A 24,336-nucleotide genomic window follows, 5' to 3' on the forward strand; every position below is an offset into this window, starting at 1 on the left:
GATTCTATTTTTTCTGCTTTTAGCTGTGGCGATCCGGACGATGCCGACTGCGCATCGTCTGGGAAAGTCGTTTTTACCGTATTAACCGGCGGCTTTGACCGAGCGCCGGCTGATGACCGTCGGCGGAAAGAGAAACTCGCCGGGCGGTTTCGAATCATTGTTGATGCGGCCGATCAGGCGTTCGACCATCAGCTGCGCCATCTCCGCCAGCGGCGGGCCAATCGACGTCAACCCCGGTTCGGCCAGGCCGGCCAGCGCGATATTGTCGATGCCGATCACCGAGATGTCTGCGGGCACCTGGACGCCGGCGGCGCGCAGGCCCACCATCAGGCCGATGCCCAACGCATCGTTAATCGCCACGATGCCGTCCGGGCGCGGCGCCAACGCGAGAACGCGCGGCGCCAGCGTCAGCCCCAATTCGAACATTTCCGTGTCGCCGTAGGCGCTGGTGGCTTTGCCTTCGATCACCCGTTGGCGTTCGCTTAGACTGTGCCCCAGCGCGCTCAGAAAACCGTCGATCTTGTGGCTGCGCCCGACGGTCAGCGTCGCTTCGGTGGCGAACACGATGTGTCGGCAGCCGCGCTCGAGCAGGTGCTGCGCGGCCAGGCGCCCGGCGGCGATATTGTCCATCGACACGCTGTCGAACAACCGGGTATCGGTGGCCATCGGCTCGGCGAACGGGCTGTCGTAGCTGACAATCTTCATGCCTCGCTCGGCGGCCCGAACAAAATGAGTCTGGCGAATGTCGCTCGCCGCCACGATGATGCCGCGCACGCCGTGCAGGAACATATCGTCGATAAACGCGGCTTCTTCCTGTTCCTGGCGGTAGGCGTTGCCGAGCAAGACGCGGTAACGGTGAGCCCGCGCCGCGCCGTCGACCGCATGCGCCAGCGCCGAAAAGCTCGGGTTGACGATCGACGGCAGCAGCAGGCCGATGATCTTCGCCTGCGGCGCGGGCGCCGCCGCTCGGGCCGGCCGGTATCCCAGGGTTTCCATCGCCCGTTCGATGCGCTCACGGGTCTGCGCGCTCATCTGGTGGCTGCGATTGTTCAGCAGGTTCGACACGCTGCTGATGGACACGCCGGCCAACCGCGCCACATCACGAATATTTGCCATTTGCCGATACCTTGCTGCCTGCCGTTAGCCTGCAATCTATAAGGGAAGCCGGCCGCAGGCAAGCCGCAACCGGGGCGCCGCGCGCATGGGATTGCGCATTTGTGAGAGTCGTCAGGCGGCAGCCGTGTTGTTTACTAAACAACAAAGGGGCAGGGGGCATGTGTTAACGCAGATGAGTGAGATCTGCGAAGCACCTCTCGTTTATCGTCCTTCGGGGCGGCGGGTTCTGTACTATTGTTTTCTCTTTGCGGCACGTTCCAGGCCGATGGGGCGCTGGGCGCAACGGAGATCACAGATGAACAAACGGGACTTAGAAAGCGCGATTGTCACCGATTTTTCCAAACGCATGAGCTATGGCGACTACCTGTGCCTGGACTCGCTGCTGGACTGCCAGCACCCGCTCTCCAACCCGCCGCATCATGACGAAATGCTGTTCGTGATACAGCACCAAACCTCCGAACTGTGGATGAAGCTGATGCTGCACGAGCTGCAGGCGGCGTTGCGGCTGGTGCAGCAGGACAAACTCAGCCACTGTTTCAAAATCCTCGCGCGCGTCAAACAGATCCAGCGGCTGCTGTTCGAGCAGTGGGCGGTGCTGGAAACGCTGACGCCGTCGGAGTACGTCGAGTTTCGCGACGTGCTGGGCAGCTCATCGGGCTTCCAGTCGCACCAATACCGGTCGATCGAGTTCCTGCTCGGCAACAAGAATGCGGCGATGCTGGCGGTGTTCAGCAACGACGCGGAAAAGCACGCCGCGCTGAAGGCGATCCTCGAAGCGCCGAGCCTGTACGACGAATACTTGCTGTACCTGGCGCGCCACGGCCTGCCGATCCCGCAGGAGTGCCTCAAGCGCGACTGGACGCAGCCCTACCAGCGCAACCCGGATCTGCTGCCGGCGTTTAAAGTGATCTACGACAACCCGCAGACCTACTGGGAAGCCTATGAAATGGCGGAGAAGCTGGTGGATATCGAAGAGAGTTTTCACCTGTGGCGTTTCCGCCATATGAAAACGGTGGAGCGGATCATCGGCTTTAAGTCGGGCACCGGCGGTTCCAGCGGCGTCAGCTTCCTGAAAAAGGCGTTGGATCTGACCTTTTTCCCCGAGCTGCTGGATGTGCGCACCGAAATCGGCGCCTGAGATAACGAAAGAGGATAAGGGCGATGAGCGTGAGGATTATCGATAAGGCGGCGGAGAGGGTAGTGGGTGTCAGAGTCGTGGGGCCGTATCCGCAGACGATCCCGCAGGGCTCGCAGCAACTGCTGGCATGGCGGCAGCGCCACGGCGTGCCGTTTGGCAAATGGCTGGTGCTGTATTGGGACGATCCGGCGGAAGTGGCGCCGGAAAAGCTGCGCGCCGACGTGGTGATGAGCGTGGCGGACGATTTCGCGCTGCCGGCGGGCAGCGAGGGCGTTACCGTGCAGACGCTGCCCGCCGGGCAGTACGCGGTCTACCACGTGCGCATCAGCGATGGCGATTTCGAGCGGGTGTGGGGCGAGTTCTATCAGAAGCTGCTGCCGGCCAGCGGCTACCAGCCGATTGAGGGGGTGAGCTACGAACACTATCTCAACGACTGCGAAGCCGACGGCTATTTCGACCTCGATATTTACCAGACGGTGAAGAAGTGGTGAAGGGGCTAACGGCGCGGTAGCGTATCAAAAGGCTCTTTGGGAGCCTTTTGATGGGGTATTTAAAGACTCATTTAAAAGAGGAAAAGTCATAAGAATAATTATTCCATGTCTATATCATAGAATGTATGTTTAAGGTTTTTTATAAAATCTATTGTTTGCAGTAAGCGAACTTAATAGAATGCTAGTGAAAAATGAAACCCAGCAACTTTATCTTATATCTTGCTGGTTGTGATTCACCCGTCGCCGTGATTATTGTTATTCTTTTTTTGTGCATGTCCGACTCTACTGGTTGAACATAGATATCCAGATTTTCATTTTTATATGAAGGTATTGGGTCATATGGGTACTCTATGACTTTTATTCCGCTTATTTTTTCTGCGATCGCCTTCCTGATGTTTTCATCTATATCCCATATGGGTATCGCAGAGCTGTTATCATAAAGTACTTTTTCGTTAGAGTTAGGGATGGATACTTCTTTTTTAAATAAGTGAAACTGCTCTTCGTTACCATCAAACAGTTGCTTATCTTTCTTCACGCTAACGTATTTTTCGCTCATAATTCCTCAAATTGGCCGGATTCGGCCTTCTGCAAGAAGTTGACTGATGGATTTGGACAGTTCAAATTGTGTTCCTCCACCAGCTTGGTTAAACCACGGTATAGCAGGCCCCATATCTGCTTGGATTGGTTTAACCACCTCATATACTCGATACGGTTTTTCCAGTGTATCTAACGGTAATGCCCGGCTGCCAAAAGAGGCTCCAGCAGGAGAGACAAAGGTACCTCGGTCGTTGAATACGCCATTATTTGTCCAGCCACCGTATCTATCAATTTTTGCTCCAGGCATAAGAGTAGTAGGCGTTGCTTGTACAAAACCTCTATTGGGAGGCCATGAGCCATGCCCCATGAATTTTTCTAAGGCCGCCCAATCTTGTTTTTTCCACAGATTATAAGCTTTAGATGCCTGGCTTCTGGATGCAAAAACACCTTTCGACTTCGATTGAAAATTATTCCAGGAATTGCCGCAACTCAACCCCAACGGATCCACCCAACCCAGCGAGTTCGGCGCGTATTGGTACAGGTTGATCCCGCCGGCCAAACCTATCGGATCGTGCTGGGTAAATCTGCCGATATCCGGATCGTAATAGCGGAACAAATTGTAGTGCAATCCCGTTTCCCGATCCAGGTATTGACCCTGCAGGCGCAGGTTTTGGGAGTAATCCAGATCTTGCTGATTTTCCTCATACTTTATGCGGCCCCAGGCGCTGCTGTGGCTCTGCCAGCGCAGCGTTCCGTCGCTGTCGGTCAGGCTTTCCGGTTCGCCGTTCGGCGCCGTGTGGAAGTAAAATACTTGGGCCGGCGCGTGGCCGTCGATGCGCGCCAAAGGTTCATAGCTGCCCTGATCGGCATAGACATAGGTGAGGGGCATGCCGTCGCGAGTTTCCTGCAGCAGCCGGAAACCTTCCCACAAAAACGTGGTGGTTTGGCATTTGCCGGCCGGTTGGCGCAGATCCTGACTTTGCTGCCACACCCGCTTTTGCGTGCGCCGCCCGAGCGGATCATAGTGGAACTGCACATGCTGCTGTGCTTCGCTGCGATGCTGGCTGTAGCGCACCACCTCGCAGAGGCGATGATCGGCGTCGTAGAGATATTGCCAACGGTAGTGGCCTTTGCGTTTTTCCACCGTGCGGCCAAAGACATCGTACCGATAATCAACGCCCTGATAATGCAGTACGCGGTTGTGCCGCTGGCGGAATTGCCCCTCATCCAGCAGGTTGGATGCCGGATCGTACCGGTAGCGCTCGGTATCCGGCAGCGTGCCGTCCCGGTTCAGCAATCGACCGGAGGCATCGTACTGATAACGCTGGTAGGAGAACGGGTTGGCGTTGTGTTCTTCGCGCGTCAGGTTGTTTTGATAGTCGTAGGTCCATTGGCGCGAGCTGCTGGCCGGCGCCGGGCGCTGGCGGTTGTCATTGAAGATCTCCCGCCGGTCTTTGCGCCCCAGCCGGTCATAATGCACTCGGCTGGTCAGGCGACCCTGCGTACGGCTCAGCTCGCGGTGCAGATTGTCGCGTTCGAACTCGCTGAGGGTGATATCGTCCAGCGCCAGCTGCAGCAGGTGGCCGCTGCCATAGTACAGCGCGCGCAGCGCGCGTCCGTCGGGCAATGTGGTTTGCGTGCGGTTACCCATCGGATCGTAATCATAGCGCAGCGTACCGTTGGCACCTTGTTCACGGGTTACCCGCCCCAGCAAGTCATAGTCAAAACTGACCTCGCTCTGAGCCGTTGTCGGCTCGTCATGCCATGCGTTGCCGCGGTCACTGGCGGCATGCAGCAGTTGGCCGATCGGGCTGTAGCGGTAGCGGGTTTCTCCATCGGGCGTTTGTTTGCTCACCAGTTGGCCGGCGGCGTCATGGCTGAAATAGTGCGAGAAGGAGGCGGAGGTATTGGCGGCGAAGCGGCGCTCGACGACCCGGCGGCATTCGTCGTAACGATAACGGGTGCTGACGCCGTCCAATCCGATTTCTTCCTGCAACAAGTTGCAGGCCGTCCAATGGAACAGGTAGCTTTCGGCATTCTCGTTGCGCAGCGCCGTTAATCTGCCGCGGGCGTCGTAGTGGCGCACCACCTCGCCATCGAGCGGATTGCGCGTGGCCAGCAGGCGGCCGGCTGCGTCATAGCGATAATGCGTCAGGCGCCCATTGGCCCCCTGATAGCGATCCAACTGGCCCTGCGCGTTCCAGCTCAGCGTCTCTTGCCAGCCCTCGGCGCGCTGCAGCTGTGTCAGGCGACCGGCGGCATCGTAGCGGTAATGAACGCGTTCGCCGGCGGCGTCGGTTACCTCGCTGAGCCAGCCTTGAGCCGTATATTTGTAGAGGGTTTGTTTGCCGGAGCAATCGCGGGCGCGCAATAATTGCCCGTGCTCATCATAAGCGAAATGGCTGATGCCGCCGTTGGCGTCGACGGCTTGCACCACCTGGCCATAGCCATCGCGCAGGTAGCGCTGGGTATGGCCGAGCGCATCGATCTCGGCAATCAAGGCATGGCGCTCGTCGTAGTAGAAATGCTGTGTGGCGCCGTTGGGCTCCTTGACGCTGATCGGCAGCGCGCGCTGCGGTAGCCAACCGGTGAGGCGAATATGGCCGAGCGGATCCTCTTCCTCGACCAGATTGCCGGCTTCATCGTAGCGGAAATGCCAGCCGTGGCCGAGCGGATCGCGCGTGGCGATCAGCATGTCTTCGTCATTCCATTGATAATGCCAGACCTCACCACGCTCGTCGGTATATTCGACGATCAGCCGTTGGGCGTTCCAGCGGTGCTGGTGCCGCAAGCCGTCATACTCGGTGACCGTCGTTAACCCGGTGGCCAAATCGTAGTCGATTGTGCAGCCGCCGCCGGCGCTGTCGCGGTGTTCCACCACGCGCCAGTCGTCGAACATCGCCCAGCGATACTCGAAGCTGGGCCCACCGGCCTGTTGGTGGCGGGTCAACAGATGTTGGGCGTTATAGTGAAATTCACGCGTGACCAAGCCGCCGGCGTCGATCACCTGATGCAGATCGCCGCCGTCGTCATAACGGTAGCGTACGCGTGCTTCGTCGTTATGCCGCAAGGCGGTGACGCGATCGTCGAAGCGCGGATCGCCGTATTCCAGCCGCAATGTCATGGCGCCGGCGCTATCGGTGATACTGCTCAGGCGCTGTCGTTCGTCGTAGTTCAGCAGCAGCGCGTTATCGTACTCATCGCTCAACGACACTAGCCGCAGGCGGGAAGGGTTCTGCGGCAGCGGCACGAACAGGCGCCAGACGCTGCCGTCGGTGTCGGCGATCAGCAGCTGTCCCTCTTCACCGCGGCGGAACATCAGCCCTTCACCGGCGCTGAAGCTCGGCTGGTTCACCTCAGGCAGCGGGAAGCGTAGCTCACGACCGGTTTCATCATGCAGGCAACACTCAACGACGCCGTCCCGGTCGTTAAGATCGACCCAAATTTCAAAAGGCGTGCGCCAGCCGTGGCCAAACAGTCCCTGATAGCCATTGCGGCTGTTGTAATTGCGCTGCCAGACCAGCGGAAAGCGCGCCGGCAGCAACAGGTCCAGATCTTCTTCGCCGTTCAATACCTTGGCGCCGGTGGCGGCATGCACCGGGTTAAAGGCGGCGTGGATCGCTTCGCCGAGGGCGTTAACGCCCGCCGCCGCCAGACCGCCGCCGATCATGCAAGGCAGGTTCTTAACCAGCTTGGCCGGATTACCGAGCAGCAGCGGCAGCACGGTCAGCGCCAAACCGATACCCGGCAGCTTGCCGCTCTTGATGTCGCGTACCACCGCCGTGCCGCCGCCGATCTGCACATTTTTGGAGACGTCGGTCGAGACTTTCGCCTCGCAGGTTGAACGGTCATTGCTGCGTACGGCCGGTTGGCCGTTGATAAATACTTTACGGGAGCCTTCCGCCAGGTATTGCGGAAGCGGGTGTTTGTCGCAGCTGATTTTATCTTCTTCCAGCGGTTGGCTGGGCTGGCTGGGGCCGGCGACACCGGGCTGCCATAGCTGCGAGAGGATATTACCGCCGGCGGCCAGCAGCTCGGCGCCATAATCCCAGAAGCTTTGCGGCGGCTGTGGCGCCGGTAACGCTTTGATCTCTGCGGGCGTGAGTAAGCGACCGGCGGCGCGTGCCGCCGGTTTGGCGTTGGTGAAGACGTTGGGGGAGCCCGTGAGAATGACGCCGGAGACGGAAGGCGGGAAGAGCCAGTTGGCCACGGCGTCGCAGCCGTTGCTGATATGTTCTCCGACGCCGGTCAGGCTGGTGGCAAAACCGACGATTAGCCCGGCGCCGACGCAGCCGGAGGCCGCCGTCGCCGCTGCGCCGAGCACCGCCACCCCTGCCAATGCCGGCGCTGCGGCGGCTGCTGCTGCGGACACGGCGGCGGTCGCTACCGCATATACCGCGACTTCCGCGACGGCGCTGGCGATGTCCGCCAACGCGCTGGTGTGGATCAGTTCGTCATCCTTTCTTGCTGCCCAGATCTCAGCCATGGCTATCGTTCACTGTGTTCGGTCAAGACCAGCGACGCTTTCACCTGCTGCCAGTGAGCGTCATCCTCGGGGGTGAAGGGGCGCATGGCGGCATAGGTGACGATCAGTAACGTCTGGCTCTCGTCCGGCTGCACCGTCAACTGATGCTGATGATGGTGGTGTCCGGCGCGGATAAAGCGACTGGTGACTTCAATCGCCTTGAGATGGCCCTGCGGCCCGGCGCTGATGCGCCGGCGCGGCGACTGTTGCAAATCGCTGATCTGTGGCAGCAGTGCTTGCCACTGCTTCTCGAATTCGTCCTCCAGCGTGGCACCTTGTGGAATGATGCCGCGGGTGATGACCAGCGAGGCGCCGGTTTGCGGGTTTTTGAGAATATTGACCGTGCAGTCCTGCCAGGCGATGGCGGGTAGGGTGAAATAGCCTTCCTGGAAAAGGTAATCCATGGATGTCCTTGCAAGTAATCAGGGGGAAAGGACGCGGCGCAGGGCCGCGTCGGCATCAGGATTTCGGGAACAGCTGATCGACGGCGCTCTGGATTGCCGCCTGATGGCCGCCACCCGGTGCGGCGGTGCGCGCGGCGCCGCCAGGCTGGTTGAGATCCAGCTGGCCGCCGGTGTTGATCTCCCCGTCCTCTTTCACCGTGATATTGAAGCTGGTGCCGGTGATGTTGATTTGGCCGTTCGCCAGTAGCTCGATCACGCTTTCGCCGCACTCCAGCCGCAGCGATTCGCCGGAGCCGAGGGTAAAGGCGTTGACTACGGCGTCGCTGCGCGTTTTGCCGGTCAGCGCGGAGGATTCGCCTTTGACGCCGGTCGCCTGATTGAGCACCACCCGTTTGATCTGGTTACCGCCCACCAGATGCGTGTGGTCGTTAGCGATGGTGTGGCTTTCATCGTTTTTCACCTGGGTGTCCATGTTGCGTTCCGCCTGGATCCACACCTGTTCGGCGCCGGCCTTGTCTTCGAAACGCAGGGCGTTGGCGTTGTCGGCGGTGCCGTCCTTGGTGCGGCTCATAAAGCCCATCTGGGTGGCGGCGGCCGGCAGCGCCCACGGCGGCATGCTGGCTTCGTTATAGACGCGCCCGGTGACGATCGGCCGATCCGGATCGCCGTTGATAAAGTCCACCACCACTTCGTCGTTGACGCGCGGGATCTGCACGCCGCCGTAGCCCTGGCCGGCCCAGGCGCTGGAGACACGCACCCAGCAGGAGCTGCCGTCGTCTTTCGGCCCGAAGCGATCCCAGTGGAATTTCACCTTGATGCGGCCGTATTTATCGGTCCAGATCGATTCGCCGGCCGGACCGACCACCCGGGCGGTCTGCGGCCCGTGGGTTTTCGGCCAGCTGGCCTGCTGCGGCGGGTGCCAGGGCACGTCCGCCGGCAGCACGGTGAAGTCAATGCGGTGTTCACTGCTCTGATCGTCGCCGCTGGCGTAGCGGTTCTCTTTCAGATGGTAGTTGGCCTGCAGCGTCAGGTACTCGCGGTTGTCGTCGGCGTGCGGGGCGTTATACAACGTAAAGGTGCTGCCGGGAGCGATGCCCAACGCGGTGGCGGTGCCCCGGATCTGCTGATGCTCGGCCTGCCAGGCCTCCTGGCGCACGCGTGCGTAGAACTCCCCCTGCTGATGCTCGGTGTAGCGGCCTGGCCAGTCGTAAACGTCGATCTGCCCCGGCGTCGGCGAAACCGGATTTTGCCGCGCCTGGAACAGCCAGGCGTTTGGTTTGCGAAAATCGTAGTCGTCCAGGCTGTAGATGCCCGGCGTGACGCGATCGGACAACGTCCACTGGCTGATGCCTTCCTCGCTGGTGCTGCCGCCGGACGGCGTCAGGTGGTAGGGGATCATCTCGTAGCCGGGATAGGGCTGGTGGTGGTGGGGCGCATCCCCGAGCACCAGCGTGTGTTTGCCCATCTCGTGTTTGAAATAGTAATAGATGCCCTCCTGCTCCATCAGGCGGCTGATGAAGTTGAAGCTGCTTTCGTTGTACTGCACGCAGTAGCCCCACAGGCGATAGTCGCCGGTCAGCTGATCTTCCAGCTGCACGTTGTGCTCCGCCAGCAGGGTCTTGACGATCTGCGGCACCGTCTGTTCCTGGAAGATGCGGAAGTTGCGGTCTTTGGTCATCGGCCACAGATCCGGCTGCACGTGCAGGTTATACACCGCGTAGCGCGTGCCGCCGATCTCTTCGCTGCTGACGGCGATGGCGGTGATCTTGCCGTTCAGGTAGCGCGGGGCGCTGAGAAAGCCCTGGGTCGGGATCTCCAGCGTCAGCGGTTGGCCGAGCAGCGCTTTGCGATCGAGCCGCGCGTCGGTGCTCAGCAATTCAATAGAGAAGTCGAAAGGAGTGGAAAGCGCTTCGATGCCGTCCAGCGAGCGGAACAGCAGTTGCTCCTGGCCCAGCGGCGTGTGCGCAATAATGCGATCCAACATGAGAACGTCCTCTGTGATTGACGTCATGCCCTGCATACTCCGGCGTTGCAGCGGCTTTGCCGTGCGGCCAATGAGGATGGGCAGTGGTGCGCCAGTCTCATGAAATAGGGAAAACCCCGCCGCGGCGGCGTTTCAGAACGGGATTAACCGGCGGTGGCCGGGTTGACCAGCCAGGTTCCGGCGGTGTCGATGCTGAGCTGTTGGCGGCGCAGCCGATCGTTGTGGCGGATCTCCAACTGATAACGGCCCGGCGCCAGGTTCAGGCTGGCAAAGCCATTTTCGCCCGCAGTGACCTGCTGCGGCTTGCCGTCGAGGCTGACCTGCTCACCCGGTTGCAGTTTGAAGTACACCAGCGCCACCGGCTGCGGTGGCGGCGCCGCTTTTTCAGGTTCCGCCGCGGCAGGCTGCGCGCCTTGCGGCGCGCTCGGCTGCTCCGTCAGGGTTTTCTGCGCCGGTGACGCCACGGTGTTTTGGGCGACGGCCTGGGCGTCGTCCTTGCCGCCGCTCAGCCAGGCGACGGCGCCGATCACCAGCAGCGCCGCGACGCCTGCGCCGGCCATCATCGGGCGCGAGAATTGGGTGCCGCGCGCGGTAACGGCGCCGGCGGCGGCCGCAGCGGCGGCCGGGTTGGCGGCGACCAACAAGTTCTCCGGCGCGGCGGCCGGGGTGCTGATGATTTCGTTTTCATCGGCGATCGGCAGATGCAACAGCTCGGCCATTTCATCGATGGTCTGCGGGCGGTCTTCCGGCTTCAGCGCCAGCGCGCGATCGACGGTGCGCAACAGCTCCGGCGAGTAGCCGGCGGGGCGGCGCTCGGCCAGCGGCTGGTAGCTGTCTTCGATGCTGCGCACCACGCTGACCGGCGGCGGCGAACCGACGATCAGCGTGTGCAGCACGGCGCCCAGCGCATAGATATCGGTCCACGGCCCCTGTTCGCCGTCGCTGTTCTCGGTGTACTGCTCGATCGGCGCGAAGCCCGGTTTGAGCATGATCTCCGTTTCGTCCGACAGGTTGCCGATCTCTTTGCGCGCCGATCCAAAGTCCAGCAGTACCGGCAGCTGGCTCTCCTGGATCTGGATGTTATCCAGCGAAATGTCGCGGTGCAGATAGCCTTCCTGATGGATGGTGTTGATGGCGCTGAACAGCGGCGGCAGCAGCCGCCGGATCCACGCCTCGTCGATTTTCTCCGGCTGCTGCGCCTGCAGGTTTTTCAGCGTGGTGCCGCTGTAAAACTGGGTGCCCATGTAGGCAGTGCCGTTCTCTTCCCAGAAGCGCAACACGTGCAGCAGGCCGGGATGCGAGAAGCGCGCCAGCAGACGCGCCTCCTGAATAAAGCTGTTCAGCCCGGCCTGGAAGGTTTTGCCGAAGCGCTCGCCGCGCAGCCCGATGCTGAGATCGTCGTTGCGTTTCGCCAGCGAGGTCGGCATGTACTCCTTGATGGCGATGGTGCGTTCCAGTTGGTGATCGTAGGCGCGGTAGACGATGCCGAAGCCGCCTTCGCCGATCGCTTCCTGGATCTCGAATTCGTTGAATCGATAGCCGCTCGGCAGGCTGTTCGAATTCGGTTTGGTTATCCCGGTTCCCGACATAGTGATGACTCTCTGTATTCAAAGGGCCGCCGTCTCGGCGGCCGCGGCGTTATGCCTGAAATTGACAAATGAATTCGTGGTTCTGCAGCGCGATGTGCAGCCGGCGATAGCGCTGGTCGTTGGCGCTGCCGGTCAGCAGGGTGTGGCTGATCTGCGGCAGCAGGGTGTTGGTCAGGATGGCGTCGACCATGCGGCCGCCGGACTCCACTTCGGTGCAGCGGCTGACGATCTGCTGGATGACCGCGTCGTCGAAGGTGCAGACGATGTCGTGATTCTCCGCCAGGCGACGCTGGATGCGGCCCAGCTGCAGGCGCACGATGTTGCCCAGCGTGGCGTCGGTCAGCGGGTAATACGGCACCACCAGCAGACGGCCGAGCAAGGCGGCCGGAAACACCGACAGCAGCGGCTGGCGCAGCGCGCCGCTCAGCGCCTCCGGCTCCGGCAGCAGCTCCGGATCGCTGCACAGCCCGGCGATCAGATCGGTGCCGACGTTGGAGGTCAGGATGATGATGGTGTTGCGGAAATCGATATGGCGGCCTTCGCCGTCCTCCATCCAGCCCTTGTCGAACACCTGGAAGAAGATTTCATGCACGTCCGGGTGCGCCTTCTCGATCTCGTCCAACAGCACCACGCTGTATGGACGGCGGCGCACCGCCTCGGTCAGCACGCCGCCTTCGCCGTAGCCGACATAGCCGGGGGGCGCGCCTTTCAGCGTCGAAACGGTGTGCGACTCCTGGAATTCGCTCATGTTGATGGTGATGACGTTCTGCTCGCCGCCGTACAGGGTTTCCGCCAGCGCCAGCGCGGTTTCGGTCTTGCCGACGCCGGATGGCCCGGCCAGCAGGAACACCCCGACCGGCTTGTTCGGATCGTCCAGCCGCGCCCGCGAAGTGCGCACCCGACGGGCGATCAGATCCAGCGCATGGCGTTGGCCGATGACGCGCTGATTCAGGGTGTCGGAGAGCTGCAGCACCGCTTCAATCTCGTTTTTCACCATGCGGCCCAGCGGGATGCCGGTCCAGTCGGCCACCACCGCCGCCACGATGTTGGCGTCGACGGCGGCGAAGATCAGCGGCGCTTCGCCCTGCAGCGCGCTCAGCTGCTGCTGCAGTTCGCCCAGCTGGGTGCGCAGCGCGTCGGCGTCAGGGGCTGCCTCCGTTTCTTCGCCGGCAGGCTCCGCTTCCTGCTGGTGCAACTGCGCGCGCAGCGTGATGATCTCTTGGATCAGCGCCAGCTCCTGCTGCCAGCGGTCGGTCAACTGTTCCAACTCCTGGCGCAGCGCGGTCAGCTGGGTTTCAATCTCCTGCGGGCGCAGGGGATCGCCAATGCCGACCTTGGCTTCGCGGCGGGCGATATCCAATTCGATCTGCAGCGCATCGATGCGATGGCGGCAGTCTTCGACCTGGGCGGGCTCGGCGTGTTGGCTGACCGCCACGCGCGCACAGGCGGTATCCAGCAGCGCTACCGCCTTGTCCGGCAACTGGCGGGCTGGAATATAGCGATGGGACAGCCGCACCGCGGCGTCCACCGCTTCATCCAGCAGCAGCACGCGGTGGTGTTGCTCCAGCGGGCTGACGGTGCTGCGCAGCATCAACAGCGCTTTGTCTTCGCTCGGTTCGTGTACCTGCACCACCTGGAAACGGCGGGTGAGCGCCGGGTCTTTCTCGATGTATTTCTTGTATTCCGACCAGGTGGTGGCGCCAATGGTGCGCAGTTGGCCGCGCGCCAGCGCCGGTTTCAGCAGGTTGGCCGCGTCGCCGGTGCCCTGGGCGCCGCCGGCGCCGATCAGGGTGTGAATTTCGTCGATAAATAGGATGATTGGCGTCGGGCTGGACTGCACTTCGTCGATCACCGCCTGCAGCCGTTTTTCAAACTCGCCCTTAACGCCGGCGCCGGCCTGCAGCATGCCGATGTCCAGCAGGCACAGCTTCACGTCGCGCAGCTGCGGCGGCACGTCGCCGGCCACGATGCGCAGCGCCAGGCCTTCCACCACCGCGGTTTTGCCGACGCCGGCCTCGCCGGTCAGCAGCGGGTTGTTCTGGCGGCGGCGCATCAGGATATCAATGATTTGCCGGATCTCCTCATCGCGGCCGGCCACCGGGTCGATCTCGCCGTCGCGCGCTCTGGCGGTCAGATCCTGGGCATACTGCGCCAGCACGCTTTCACCGCTGCGCGCCGCGCCGGAGGCGTTCTCGGCGCGGCTTTCCGCCGGCGCATCCTGGGCGTTTTCCGCCGAGTGAGCGGTAATGGCGGCGAACTGCTCCATCAACAGATCGGCGTTGATGCGCTCGAACTGCGGGGAAATGGCCTTCAGCAGATGGCGCAGGCTGTAGGTTTTCAGAATGCCGAGCAGCAGGTGGCCGCCGCGGATGCGCGACGCGCCGAATTTCAATGAGCCATAGACCCAGGCACGCTCTACCGCGCTGTCGATGTGCTCGGACAGATCGGAGATGGCGCTGGCGCCGCGCGGCAGGCGATCGAGCGCCTCGACGATGTCGCGCGCCAGCTGCGCCTCGTCCAACGCGAAGTGGCGAACGATCTGCTGCAGATCGCCGTCCGGCGATTGCATCAGCTGATGCAGCCAGTGCGCCAATTCGACGTAGGGGTTACCGCGCAGCTTGCAAAACGCCGTCGCACTTTCCAGAGAGGTGAATAACAGGCTATCCAGTTTGCCAAATAATACCGAGCGGCTGATTTCAGACATGGTTTTCCTCAGGTCTCAGGGTGGCCTGACGCCGCGGGGCGTCGGCCGAAATAGGGTCAGAACGGATTTTCCAGCGGTTCAGGGCTGAAGATCAGATCGTCGAGATCGCGCTGTCGCCGATGGTTGGCCAGCCAACTGCTCAGGCCCAATCGCTGCGCGCCGCCGAGCTGGGTGCCGTGCGCCTGTTCCTTCGCCAGGATCAGGCGCACTTCCCAGACGAACTCGATGCCCAGATATTGGCGCACCCAGTCGCGCAGTTGCCGGCACAGGTCTGCGCCCGGCAAGAAACGGTCATAGTCCTGCTGCGGCATCGGCCCCAGCTCGATGCGGAATTTGTGCTGAATATCGCGCACCGCGATGCCGAGAAAGGCCGACTCGCCGAGCCGCGGCGCACCGCGCCCGGCCTTGAGCCGCGCCTGCTCGCGCGGCTCCACCCGCAGCCAGTGCGGCACGTTTTCGACGATGCGCACCGGCACCTTGAAATACTGTTGCAAAATTTTGCTCAGGCCTTCCGGATCGCGGCTGTGGCGAATCAGATGACCGGCCATAAAATGCTTGGCGTGGGCGTTGATGCTGTCGCGCTCCTGCTGCGCCGGCTGGCCGATGCCGATCAGGCTCGACAGGTACTCGTCGAAGCGCCGGTTGTCCGGGCGATCCAGCGATACCGTCGGCTGTGCGTCGGCCCAGGCGCGATAAAACAGCAGCGTCAGGCGGTGATGGAACAGGTTGGTGAACGCCAGCAGGGTGGTGTCCTGATGGTGGTATACCCGTTCGCGCACGTATTCGGTCAGGTGCAGCGGCAGCGGCCCGTTGGGGCCGAACAGGCCGAAACTGAAGATCGAAACGTCGTGCAGCGGGCCGTTGGCGCGCGGCGTCACCTGCGCCAGCGTGGAGGGCGCGAACGACAGCGACGGCTCCTGGCCTAGGCGCAGCATCTCGTGGCGCGGCAGCGGCGCGCGCCCCAGCAGGTAGGGCTGGCCGCCCTGGGCGTCGATGCGGCGCAGCAGCTGAAACAGATCGTGCTTGTAAGGCGCGCTGCGCAGCCGCGGCCAGAAGTCGTCCGGCAGGCGATACAGCGCGTTGATCTGCGGCGGCGCCAGTTCGGTGGCGATCATCTCCGCGCTCATATCAGCGTCCTTTTGCCCATGCGCGCCTGCCAGTGGGCGATCTCGCCGCGCTGCTGGCTGGAGAGCGTCATCTCGGTGAAGGTGTTCATCGCCACCAGGCGCGAGAACAGGCGCTCCAGCACGCTGCCGAGCAGGTAAGGGCTGTTGCCGGAGAACGCCTGCTCATCGACCGTCAGATCGATGGCGATGCCGCGCGCGAATACGATGGGGCCGGGTTCAGGCACTCGCCGATAGACCGGCCGCAGGTTGCAGTGGCGCACGCCCTGGATCTGTTTGGCGATCGCCGGCTCGCTCAGGTTGCCGTACAGCCCCAGCAGCTGGCGCAGGCTGGCGGCGCCCTGTTCCGGATCGCCGTCCATCATGCTGAGGTAATTCAGCTGCAGCTGACTGATCAACCGCCAGGTGATCATCCCTTCGGCCAGCGCCGGGCGTGGCGGGGTGGGGCCTTTGCGCAGTGAGACCTGCTTGATCGGGATCGAATCGGGCATCACGAAGTTGCCCTGATCCTGCTGCAGCAACATCAATGGCAGGTCGCGGCTGGTGCACAGCACGTCGGCGGTGAGGTATTTCAGATCGCTGTGCCACGGCGATTGCCGCTCGTCCACCAGCGACACGAACACTTCCGAACCGGCGTAGCCGGTGCGGGTGCCGTAGCGGCGGGCGTGCTCCGACAGCGTGCGCTGTTCGCGCCGCAGCGAGAAGTAGGCGCCATAGTTGCCGTCGTCCGCGCTCAGGGTGCTGTAAAACGGCCGAAACTCTTGCTCGTAGCGTTTTTCGCTGGCGCTGCCGCCGAGCCGCTGCACTGAAAACACTTCGTAATCCAGCGGCCGGATATTGTCGACCACCAGATGGTATTCGTGGTTTTTTTCGTTGATCGCGATGCGTTCGGCGACCTTCGGAAACAGGTTGATCACCGGCGTGCAGTGCAGCGCCAAATGGGCGGCGTCGACCACCCGTTCCAGCGCGGCGTCGTGTCGATCCAGCAGCACCACGATCTCGAACTGGCGCAGCCCCTTTTTCCCTTCGCGCACGCTCTGCAGCAGCGGACGCAGGCCGTTGACGCTGAAGAACTGGAAGCGCGCCGGGAAGGCGAAATACTCCTGCAGCAGCCGGTAGCCTTCGAAGTTGCGCAGATCGTTGGGCAGCAGCGCCTGATCGGCAGCGAAGCCCTCCTGTCGCAGCCCGTCCAACGCCAGCGCCCGCCGCTGCGGCTGAGCCTCCACCGTTTGGCAGACAAGCCCGACGCTGTGCTGCATCAGCAACTCCAGCAGCTGCTGCGCCTGCATGTCCGGCCCGGCCAGGTAAAACATCAATTGATCCAGCTGCAGATTGTTGAGCGTCACGCTTTCGTAGCACTCAAGACGAATGCGCAGCGCGCTGACGCAGCCGCTGTGCTGCAGCCCCAGCGAGGCCAGCGGGATATCGGCCGGAATGCCGCCCAGCTCGACGCCGGCGATGCGCACCGGCTGCAGCGTGACGTCATGCGCCGTGGTGTAACTGCAGGTGATGCCGCTTTTCTTCAGCGTCTGGCTGTCCATCATGGTACCGCGCGGCACCACGAAGCCGTTGCTGATGTCGCCTTTGCTGCTGTCCGGCTGCAGCTCGGCGATCGCCATCGACGGCGTCGGTGACAGGTAGTTGGGGTAGATGATCTCCAGCAAGCGCTGAGAAAAGCGCGGGAACTCGGCGTCCATTTTCAGCTGCACGCGCGAGGTGAGGAAGGCAAAGCCTTCCATCAGGCGCTCGATATAAGGGTCCGCCACGTCGATGCCGCGCATGCCGAGGCGGCCCGCAACCTTCGGGTACTGTTCGGCGAACTCGGCGCCCATCTCACGCAGATAGGCCAGCTCGCGGTTGTAATAATCTAACAGTTTACTGTCCATCGCCTTACCCTATGTCTTTCAGATCGAAGTGGCCATTTTCCAGATCCACGTCGGTACGGAACAGAAACTCCAGCGGATAGGGCACGCACCACAGGCGGCCCTTGATTTCGATCGACAGCACGTTGTGCAGCTCCAGCGAGCCGGTATCCGAGATGCAGCGCACCTGGAGCCCCTCGGGCAAAATGCGCGGCTCGAAATGCAGAATGGATTCGGTCAGCGCGCGCTGAATGTCGAGCCATTCGATGTCCGACATGCGCTTGCCCGCCAGCGAGGCGATGCCGTAATTCAGGGTGGAGCACCGCACCTGCGGAAAATCGCCGAGATCCAGATTGGATTCGCTGTTGACGCAGTTGAACAGCCACTGTAGATCGCGCAATACCCGGCGGCGCAGCTCGCTGTGCGACACCAGGTTGCGCGCCTGCGCCTCCTGCTTTTTCTGCGGTTCGTCGTCGGTCAGCATATCGAGCAGCACCGGCTGCATTTTGTCGCGCGAGGTCAGGCGTTCGCTGTCCTGACGATAGCGATAGCCCTGGTGGCGTAGATCGCTGCCGTCGTAGTGGGGTGGGCGCTTATCGTTCATGGTCAGGCGCTCGCGTCGAAGCTCAGCTGCCGCAGGCTGTGCAGTGGGAATTCATCGCTTTCGCTGAGCCAGGTTTTCAGGCCCAGCCCCGCATAGTGGGTGCCGTCGCCCAGCGGTTGCCATTCGGTGCGCTTGCCGAGCAGCAGCGCGTCGTCGCTGCCTTCTGCCAGCGGATAACGGGCGGGCAGTTGGCACACCTGTTCGCGGCCATCGGTCAGGCGCACCAGCGCATGGCTCCACACCAGGTCGATGGCGCTCTGCGGCGCCTGGAACTGGATCGCGGCGATGTCGGCAAACGGCAGCCAGTAGTAAACGCCGTTCAGCGCCAGTTCGCATACCGGCCCGAGGCGGCCGTCACCGTCGGTCAGCCAGTCGAAACGCAGCTGCCGTTCTTGGTCGCCTTCGGCCAGCGTTAACTGCCCGGCGCCGGCCGGGGCGGCCTCCAGCGCTTCATCGCGCAGCGCCTGGGCCTGTTCGGCCGCCCCTTGCGCATCCTGATGCAGCGCCTGCACCATCAGTTTCAGCCAAGGCTGATCCTGCCGCAGCAGCGCCGGCGCGGCCGTGCCGGCAAACACCGCCTGGCGTTGCAGCTCGGCGTTGACTGACTGCATCAGCAGCAGCGTGGTCGGTTGGGCGATCGGTTTCAGCGCCTGCCAGGATTTCAGCTGCGCGTTGGCGCGCGTCCAGTTGCCGCTCAGGCACAGCAGTTGCACCAGCGCGGCGCGCAGGTCGGCATCCGCCGGTTTCGCCTTGATATCGTTTTCGACGGTGGTGATGGCCGCGCCGATCGACTGGCCTTGCAGCATGCTTGCTAATGATTTCACAGGCTTTCCTTATAATCAGTGAGGGGCGCCGTTAACCGACAGGTAGCTGCCGCTGGCGGGATCAACGCGGTCTGTGGCCAGCTTTTCCACCAGCTTGAAAGTCAGCGGGGCGGGGGCGCTCAGCAGAGGCTGCCAGGCGGTTTGCGCCTGCTGCACGCGCTGGTTGATCTTGTTCTCATCGGCGGCGTCGACGCGCGGCATTTCAACGATCGCTTCACCGTTGAACGCCCAGGCGTGCAGCTTCGGTTCGAAGCTCAGCAGCAGGAAGCTGCCCGGCGCCTGCGGGTTGCCGCCCAGAACCAGCCGTTGGGCGTTGGCGCTGACGACGGTCAGCGCGCGATCGCCGCCGTTAACCTGCGCCAGCGGGTAACCTTGCAGGAACCACAACGTCGGCGAGAGGGTTTGGCCGCCTTGTTGCAACGTGACCGCGCCGCGGCCCTGCAGCCAGCCGTCCTCGCCGCAGCGCAGCGCAGCGCCGGCGGGAATGAACAGCGCGCCGCCGTTGGTCTCGTCACTCCAGTAGGTGCGGAAGTGGCAGCCCTGCGGCAGGCTGAAACGCTGAGCCGGCGCGCTGTCCGCCTGCGGAGACGTCACGGCCACCGCCGCAGGGATCGCCGGTTGCGGTGGAGTTTCCGGCGGCTCGGAGGCCTCTTGTTTGACCACCGGTTTCCAGCCGCGCGCTTTGGCGGCTTCGCCGCTGGCCAGTTTCTCTCCGCGCTTGTCGGTCAGCGTCCAGGGCAGGTGGCCGGCTTTCGGACACTGCTTTTCCAACAGATTGCCGACGCGCGGCAGAAAGTCGTTCAGCACCGCCGGATCCTGGCTTTGCGCCGAGACGATACGCAGCGGGATGCTTTTGCCGCACCAGCTTGCCGGATTGCTGTTTTTGACGTCATCGATAAACACTTCCAGCTTCTGGCTGGGGGAGTAAACCAGGCGATAGTTCATCGCCTGCGCGGTCGGTACCGCCATCAGGGCGACGAGCCCTGGCATCCAATATTTCATAGTGAACCTTGCTGTGAATGTGCGCTGCTCAGTCGCGGCTCAGAAACCGCTCCGCATCCGCCAGCGAATGCAGCAGGGTGGTTTCCTGCGGTGAGCCAATCCAGACGGCGATAGCGCTGTAGTTATCGCTGTTATTGTTTTTCTTCCATGCCTGCTGCATCAGGGCGATCCACTCGCTGGGGGAGTTGACCATATGCAGCGACTGTTCCAGTTCGGCCTGGCTGAAGCTGTGCCAGAAGCCGTCGGTGCACAGCAGGAAAACGTCGCCGTCCTCCAGCTGCAGCACGTCGCTGTAGGTGGCGTCGCGCTCTTCGTTGAGCCCCAGCGCGAAATACAGCAGGTTGCTGTTGATGCCGTTGGTCTGATAGCCGGCGTCCTGCATCTGTTGGATCAGGCTGTGGTCGGTGGTGACGGCATGCAGGTAGCCGCGGCGGAACAGGTACAGGCGGCTGTCGCCGGCGTGCGCCCAGTAGGCCAGCTGGTAATCGCGATCGATAAACAGACTGACCAGCGTGGTGCCCATCTTGCTGTATTCGTCCGACTGCCGCTGCTGCTGGTGGATGGCGGCGTTGGCGCGCGTGATGTGCTGACGAATGCTCTGGGCGTTCAGGTGCTTTTCGCCGTCAAAGTTTTGCAAAATGGTGTCGCGCGCCAGTTTGGCGGCGATATCGCCGCCCGGAAAACCGGCGATGCCGTCGCACACCACGAAGCAGGCGGCGCGGTTGCCGAGCACCTCGCCGGTCTGATCCTGGTTGGAGGCGCGGCCGCCCTGGTTGGAAGTAGAGGCTATGGTGATATTCATTACGCGTCCGGTTTGGTCTGTGAGTCTTTGTATTGATTCACTTCAACGTCATAGGCGTGCAGGAAGGCTTCGCCAAACAGGGTGTGGAAATCGTCCTCGATCTCGCCGGAGGTTTGCTGATAGTTCTTCACGAAGTAGTCCCACAGCGCAGCCTTGCGGTTGGCGGGCAGCGACAGGCGCGGCGCCACGCCTTCCTTGCGCGCTTCCTCTTCGAGGCGCTCCGGGTTGAACGACTGCAGCATGGCGGCGATGATGGCGCGAATACCGGCGATCATCCCAAGCTGGTGCGCCTGCAGGTCGATCAGCGCGTCGCGCACCGCTTGCTCCGGCGGCATAAAGCCCGGCATCTGGCTGCCGAACATCTGCATCAGCACCGTTTTTCCCGAAGGCAGCAGCTTGAACGGGTTGTTGGCTTCGTCGAGGATCATGGTCATCTCGGCCTTCACGCCGCGCTTGAGGATCGAGCGGGATGAGAGTAGGGCGACGGTGCCTTGCGAGAACAGGCTCAGCAGGCGACCGGCCAGGCGGATCTGTTGTTCGTCAAAGTGCGGCTGCGGTTGCAGATCGTCGAGACCGATGCCTTGCAGCAGCGCCGCCAGCAACGGCCCCTCCAATGCGTCGCCACTCGGCGCGGCGGCGTGCTGCCGCTGAGCGGACTGGTAGGCGACCGGATCGATGCCCAGGCGGTTGCCCTGGCGCGGGCGCGGAGGTTGCGCAGGCGGCTCCTGCGGGCTGAACTGCGGTGCAGGTTGGGGCTGTGGCTCAGGCGTCTGCACGGGTGGCGGCGTCGGCTGCGGGCGCGGCGCTTGTGGTTGTGCGGCCATCGGTGGCGGCGACGGCGGCGCGGGCGGTTCCTCCGGCTGGGCCAGTGGCACGGCGCCGCCCATCAGCAGACCCAGCGGATCGTTGCTGTTTAACGTCTCTGGCGAAGCGGGCGCGGATGAACCGCCGAACAGCGCCAGCGGATCCAACTCCTGCTCCGGTTGCTGCGCATTCCGGGCCGGAGTTGCCGGACGCGGCGGCGCAGCCTGCTCCGCCAGCAGCGCGCTGGGGGTGGTATCGGCCAGAATGTGTTCGCGTTCAAAAGTGGTGTCGGTGTTGAACAGCGCCGCCGGATCGGTTTGTTGCTGTTGCAGCTGGCGCAGATCGACCTCGCCCGCCAGCTGCGTCAGCGGATCGGCCGGGTTCAGCTCGCGAGCGGGGGTGTCCAACAGCGGATGGCTGTCTGGATTGGCGGCCGGCGGCGGCGTGACGGCGGCCGGCGCATTCGGCGTAAATTCTTCCACCAGGCTGTCCCAGATTTCGTTGGGGATTGGCGCGGCGGATTTTTCTTTGGCGGTGGCAGCAGGGGCCGCAGCAGCGGCAACAGCCTTGGCCACCGGTTGAGCCTGTGGCGCGGCGTGCTGGTGCAGCGCGCTGACTTCAATCTGGTAATCGTCGATGCCGAGCACGTCGCCATCCTGCAGTTCAACCTGGCGGCCACGTTCCAGCGGAATGTCGTTCAGTAGCACGCGGGTAACGTTGCCGCGGTTGGTGATGCGGCATTCGCCGTCAGCGGAAATATGCACAATCGCCTGCAGGCGGGAAATGGCGCGCTCTTCGTCCGGCAGCACCAGGTTGTTGTCCACACTGCGGCCGATGGTGCCGCCCGGCGGCAGAAAATCGCAACTGCTCTGCGGCGGAACCTGGCCGCTTTTATTTTTTACAATGGAAAATCGCATAAGGCATTCCTGCTGATTAGGAGGTAGTGCAATAATTAATGATTCGATCTTTGGCTTGCCAAAATTGGCGGGTATTTTGGCAAGCCGTAAAGTGATTTTGTGGCTAAGGTTTATTGTTTTCTTTCGCTGCGTGAATTGCTTTATTCTTGATGAAGATTTTATGAGCGTCTTTTGATTGGGATAAAGCGAGGCATTCAAGCGTATGATAACTATCAGTGGTAGCCGCTTGACGCTCTTGTGTTAAATAACTCTCCACCAGCATCTCACCCTCTTCAAACGCGGAAAGGGGCAGCTTGCTAAATTCCAGATAAGCGCTGGCGCTTCTAAACGCGTCTTTCCTAGTGTTTTCTGAATCTGTAAACTTTCCCAAACAACGACTGATTAACCAATTTTTATACAATGTTTCTTGCGGTAGAGAGTCAACAGAGGTTTCAGCAAAGGCCATCTGACTTGCGAGCAGTAGAAACACCAGAAAGTTATTGTGTTTTCTCATCCAAGATCACCTTTAAGAAAATCCCTCGTTTAATAACCCCGGATATCAATTATCGTCTTTTCCATGGTATTTCTTGATGATGGCTTGCAGCGCTTGGCTATGTACAAGATCGATGCACTTTGCCATCGTCATCGGCTCCCCAGACATGCTGTCATAGTGCTTTGCCAGAAATTCTTTTGCCAGCGCCCTGACGGCTGTGTGCGCTTTCAGAGAATAATCGCCGAACTCCATGTAACCTCGAGCGGCGGCGGCATCGTTTTTGACTTTTTTGCTGAGTACCCCTCGGCGATACAAACGCTAAGCGCGTAGTTTTTGAGGTACTCGGCAGGGGAATAGTCAATTTCTGTCGCTGCATTGACGTTCAACGTTGCGGCGATGGCCACAGTCAGTGAGATTTTTTTCACTGATTATTTCCGAGGAGGATTTTCATTTACTCTGTCCGGATTGTCTTTCACCCAATTATCATTAGGGCGCTGTACATAATCTTTCGCAAGTTTATCAAGCTCTTCACTATGGTACATATCCATGCACTTCATTAAATCTAAGCGGCTTTTCCCATCCTTAGCATTGTAATTCTTTTGCAAATACTGCTTTGTCAGCTTGATGATAGGGGATTCTTCATCACGAATTGCATAGTATGACCAAGCATCGATACCATTCGATGAGGCAATTGCATCTTTGCTAGCCTCTGGTGATGTCTTATAAGCGACGGAAATGCAGTAGGTCAGAGCAATATCCTTGTAGTTTTGCAAATAGTTTCGGTACGCCGCTTGCGGTGGCCACTTTTCAATGGGTTCTTCTTGGTTTTTCTGTGCTATAGCACAAGTAGCATATATACAAAGAAAAGAGATAAGGATTTTTTTCATCTCAATACCCAAAAGTTAGCGTAATTTGTTGTATAGCGAGCTTCTGGTTCATTGAAATAACAATGATCATAACAATCGCCGTTCCCATTCCAAAGCGTAGCATGTCCTCCAGCATCGCTCCAACCTGCAATTTCAAACAGTATGATCCCTTTCTTTCCGGCTAATTCACCACCACCTGGAGGAGGGAATTTGACTCGAAGGTCGGGTTTGCCCCAGATCTTTGTCAGATAAGCGATAAGATCTTTAACTCTAAAAAAATACCATTGACGATCGGCGCCTGATACGGTCTGATCTTTTACATAAGGAATGGGGAAGCCAGATTTATTCAAGATGTAGCTCATACGCACAGCGCAGGTGTTTTCCCACTTTCCATTGGGCGCAATATTCATGGCGACACGCCCGCCGATAATCTTGGCAACATTTTGAGCTGAATATTGCGCGTTATATATTTTAGTGCTTGCAGCCCATGCTGCTGAAAAAATGGGGCGATTATTATTCATTGTTATTTCCCTATATTAATCCCCCCGGCCGTAACCGGGGGGCATGCAGA

19 protein-coding genes and 1 pseudogene are annotated in these 24,336 nt (G+C 61.1%); 2 read left to right on the forward strand and 18 right to left on the reverse strand.

Features of this window, described 5'->3' with window-relative positions; all coding sequences use genetic code 11:
• Window positions 1-81: 81 nt before the first annotated feature.
• Window positions 82-1,116: a LacI family DNA-binding transcriptional regulator gene (locus ACJ8PL_RS11925; RefSeq protein ID WP_016927238.1), complete on the reverse strand. Its 1,035-nt coding sequence runs from the start codon at window positions 1,114-1,116 to the stop codon at window positions 82-84.
• Window positions 1,117-1,411: 295 nt separating this feature from the next.
• Between ACJ8PL_RS11925 and kynA the strand changes: the two genes are divergently transcribed.
• The gene (gene kynA, locus ACJ8PL_RS11930) at window positions 1,412-2,254 is read left to right on the forward strand and encodes a tryptophan 2,3-dioxygenase (RefSeq protein ID WP_016927239.1); all 843 of its coding nucleotides are present in this window, start codon (window positions 1,412-1,414) and stop codon (window positions 2,252-2,254) included.
• A gap of 23 nt (window positions 2,255-2,277) precedes the next feature.
• On the forward strand, window positions 2,278-2,745 hold the full coding sequence (sbmC, locus tag ACJ8PL_RS11935) for a DNA gyrase inhibitor SbmC (protein WP_234212926.1): 468 nt from the start codon (window positions 2,278-2,280) through the stop codon (window positions 2,743-2,745).
• A gap of 181 nt (window positions 2,746-2,926) precedes the next feature.
• Here sbmC and ACJ8PL_RS11940 read toward each other — a convergent pair whose 3' ends face one another.
• From ACJ8PL_RS11940 to ACJ8PL_RS12020, 17 genes and pseudogenes are all read right to left on the reverse strand, one after another.
• Complete coding sequence (locus ACJ8PL_RS11940) at window positions 2,927-3,301, reverse strand: hypothetical protein (protein ID WP_079449861.1); 375 nt, start codon at window positions 3,299-3,301, stop codon at window positions 2,927-2,929.
• Window positions 3,302-3,307: 6 nt separating this feature from the next.
• Window positions 3,308-7,768: a glycohydrolase toxin TNT-related protein gene (locus tag ACJ8PL_RS11945; protein WP_240293604.1), complete on the reverse strand. Its 4,461-nt coding sequence runs from the start codon at window positions 7,766-7,768 to the stop codon at window positions 3,308-3,310.
• 2 nt (window positions 7,769-7,770) lie between these two features.
• Entirely contained in the window at window positions 7,771-8,211 is a 441-nt protein-coding gene (locus ACJ8PL_RS11950) for a DcrB-related protein (protein WP_016927243.1), read from the reverse strand.
• A 55-nt stretch (window positions 8,212-8,266) separates the two neighbouring features.
• A complete protein-coding gene (locus tag ACJ8PL_RS11955) occupies window positions 8,267-10,195 on the reverse strand; it encodes a type VI secretion system Vgr family protein (RefSeq protein ID WP_197754841.1) in 1,929 nt (642 codons plus the stop codon).
• Between the two features lie 143 nt (window positions 10,196-10,338).
• Window positions 10,339-11,784, reverse strand: coding sequence for a serine/threonine protein kinase (locus tag ACJ8PL_RS11960; protein WP_143778254.1), 1,446 nt, complete (start codon window positions 11,782-11,784; stop codon window positions 10,339-10,341).
• 49 nt (window positions 11,785-11,833) lie between these two features.
• Window positions 11,834-14,488, reverse strand: coding sequence for a type VI secretion system ATPase TssH (gene tssH, locus ACJ8PL_RS11965; protein ID WP_442531183.1), 2,655 nt, complete (start codon window positions 14,486-14,488; stop codon window positions 11,834-11,836).
• A gap of 56 nt (window positions 14,489-14,544) precedes the next feature.
• A complete protein-coding gene (tssG, locus tag ACJ8PL_RS11970; protein ID WP_016927247.1) occupies window positions 14,545-15,615 on the reverse strand; it encodes a type VI secretion system baseplate subunit TssG in 1,071 nt (356 codons plus the stop codon).
• The gene (tssF, locus tag ACJ8PL_RS11975; protein ID WP_049188373.1) at window positions 15,612-17,498 is read right to left on the reverse strand and encodes a type VI secretion system baseplate subunit TssF; all 1,887 of its coding nucleotides are present in this window, start codon (window positions 17,496-17,498) and stop codon (window positions 15,612-15,614) included. Before tssF ends, tssG begins: the two co-directional genes overlap by 4 nt.
• A 4-nt stretch (window positions 17,499-17,502) precedes the next feature.
• Complete coding sequence (locus tag ACJ8PL_RS11980; protein WP_442531184.1) at window positions 17,503-18,078, reverse strand: type VI secretion system baseplate subunit TssE; 576 nt, start codon at window positions 18,076-18,078, stop codon at window positions 17,503-17,505.
• 2 nt (window positions 18,079-18,080) lie between these two features.
• Window positions 18,081-18,902: a type VI secretion system accessory protein TagJ gene (locus tag ACJ8PL_RS11985; RefSeq protein ID WP_275895864.1), complete on the reverse strand. Its 822-nt coding sequence runs from the start codon at window positions 18,900-18,902 to the stop codon at window positions 18,081-18,083.
• Between the two features lie 15 nt (window positions 18,903-18,917).
• The gene (locus ACJ8PL_RS11990) at window positions 18,918-19,904 is read right to left on the reverse strand and encodes a type VI secretion system-associated protein (RefSeq protein WP_442531185.1); all 987 of its coding nucleotides are present in this window, start codon (window positions 19,902-19,904) and stop codon (window positions 18,918-18,920) included.
• 28 nt (window positions 19,905-19,932) lie between these two features.
• Window positions 19,933-20,706 (reverse strand): PP2C family protein-serine/threonine phosphatase, encoded by a 774-nt coding sequence (locus ACJ8PL_RS11995; RefSeq protein WP_015378289.1) that lies wholly within the window; start codon window positions 20,704-20,706, stop codon window positions 19,933-19,935.
• Window positions 20,706-22,427 (reverse strand): type VI secretion system-associated FHA domain protein TagH, encoded by a 1,722-nt coding sequence (gene tagH / locus ACJ8PL_RS12000; protein WP_442531186.1) that lies wholly within the window; start codon window positions 22,425-22,427, stop codon window positions 20,706-20,708. Before tagH ends, ACJ8PL_RS11995 begins: the two co-directional genes overlap by 1 nt.
• A 103-nt stretch (window positions 22,428-22,530) precedes the next feature.
• Window positions 22,531-22,920 (reverse strand): T6SS amidase immunity protein Tai4 family protein, encoded by a 390-nt coding sequence (locus ACJ8PL_RS12005; RefSeq protein ID WP_234212922.1) that lies wholly within the window; start codon window positions 22,918-22,920, stop codon window positions 22,531-22,533.
• A gap of 45 nt (window positions 22,921-22,965) precedes the next feature.
• Window positions 22,966-23,315: pseudogene (locus ACJ8PL_RS12010) on the reverse strand (T6SS amidase immunity protein Tai4 family protein).
• Between the two features lie 12 nt (window positions 23,316-23,327).
• Window positions 23,328-23,786 carry a T6SS amidase immunity protein Tai4 family protein gene (locus ACJ8PL_RS12015; RefSeq protein WP_016927257.1) on the reverse strand — a complete coding sequence of 153 codons (459 nt, stop codon included), beginning with the start codon at window positions 23,784-23,786 and terminating at the stop codon, window positions 23,328-23,330.
• Window positions 23,783-24,286: a type VI secretion system amidase effector protein Tae4 gene (locus ACJ8PL_RS12020; RefSeq protein WP_071525932.1), complete on the reverse strand. Its 504-nt coding sequence runs from the start codon at window positions 24,284-24,286 to the stop codon at window positions 23,783-23,785. Before ACJ8PL_RS12020 ends, ACJ8PL_RS12015 begins: the two co-directional genes overlap by 4 nt.
• Window positions 24,287-24,336: the final 50 nt, after the last annotated feature.

Origin of the sequence: Serratia sp. CY83965 (genome assembly GCF_052166375.1) — a bacterium.
GTDB classification, from domain to species: Bacteria; Pseudomonadota; Gammaproteobacteria; order Enterobacterales; family Enterobacteriaceae; genus Serratia; species Serratia marcescens.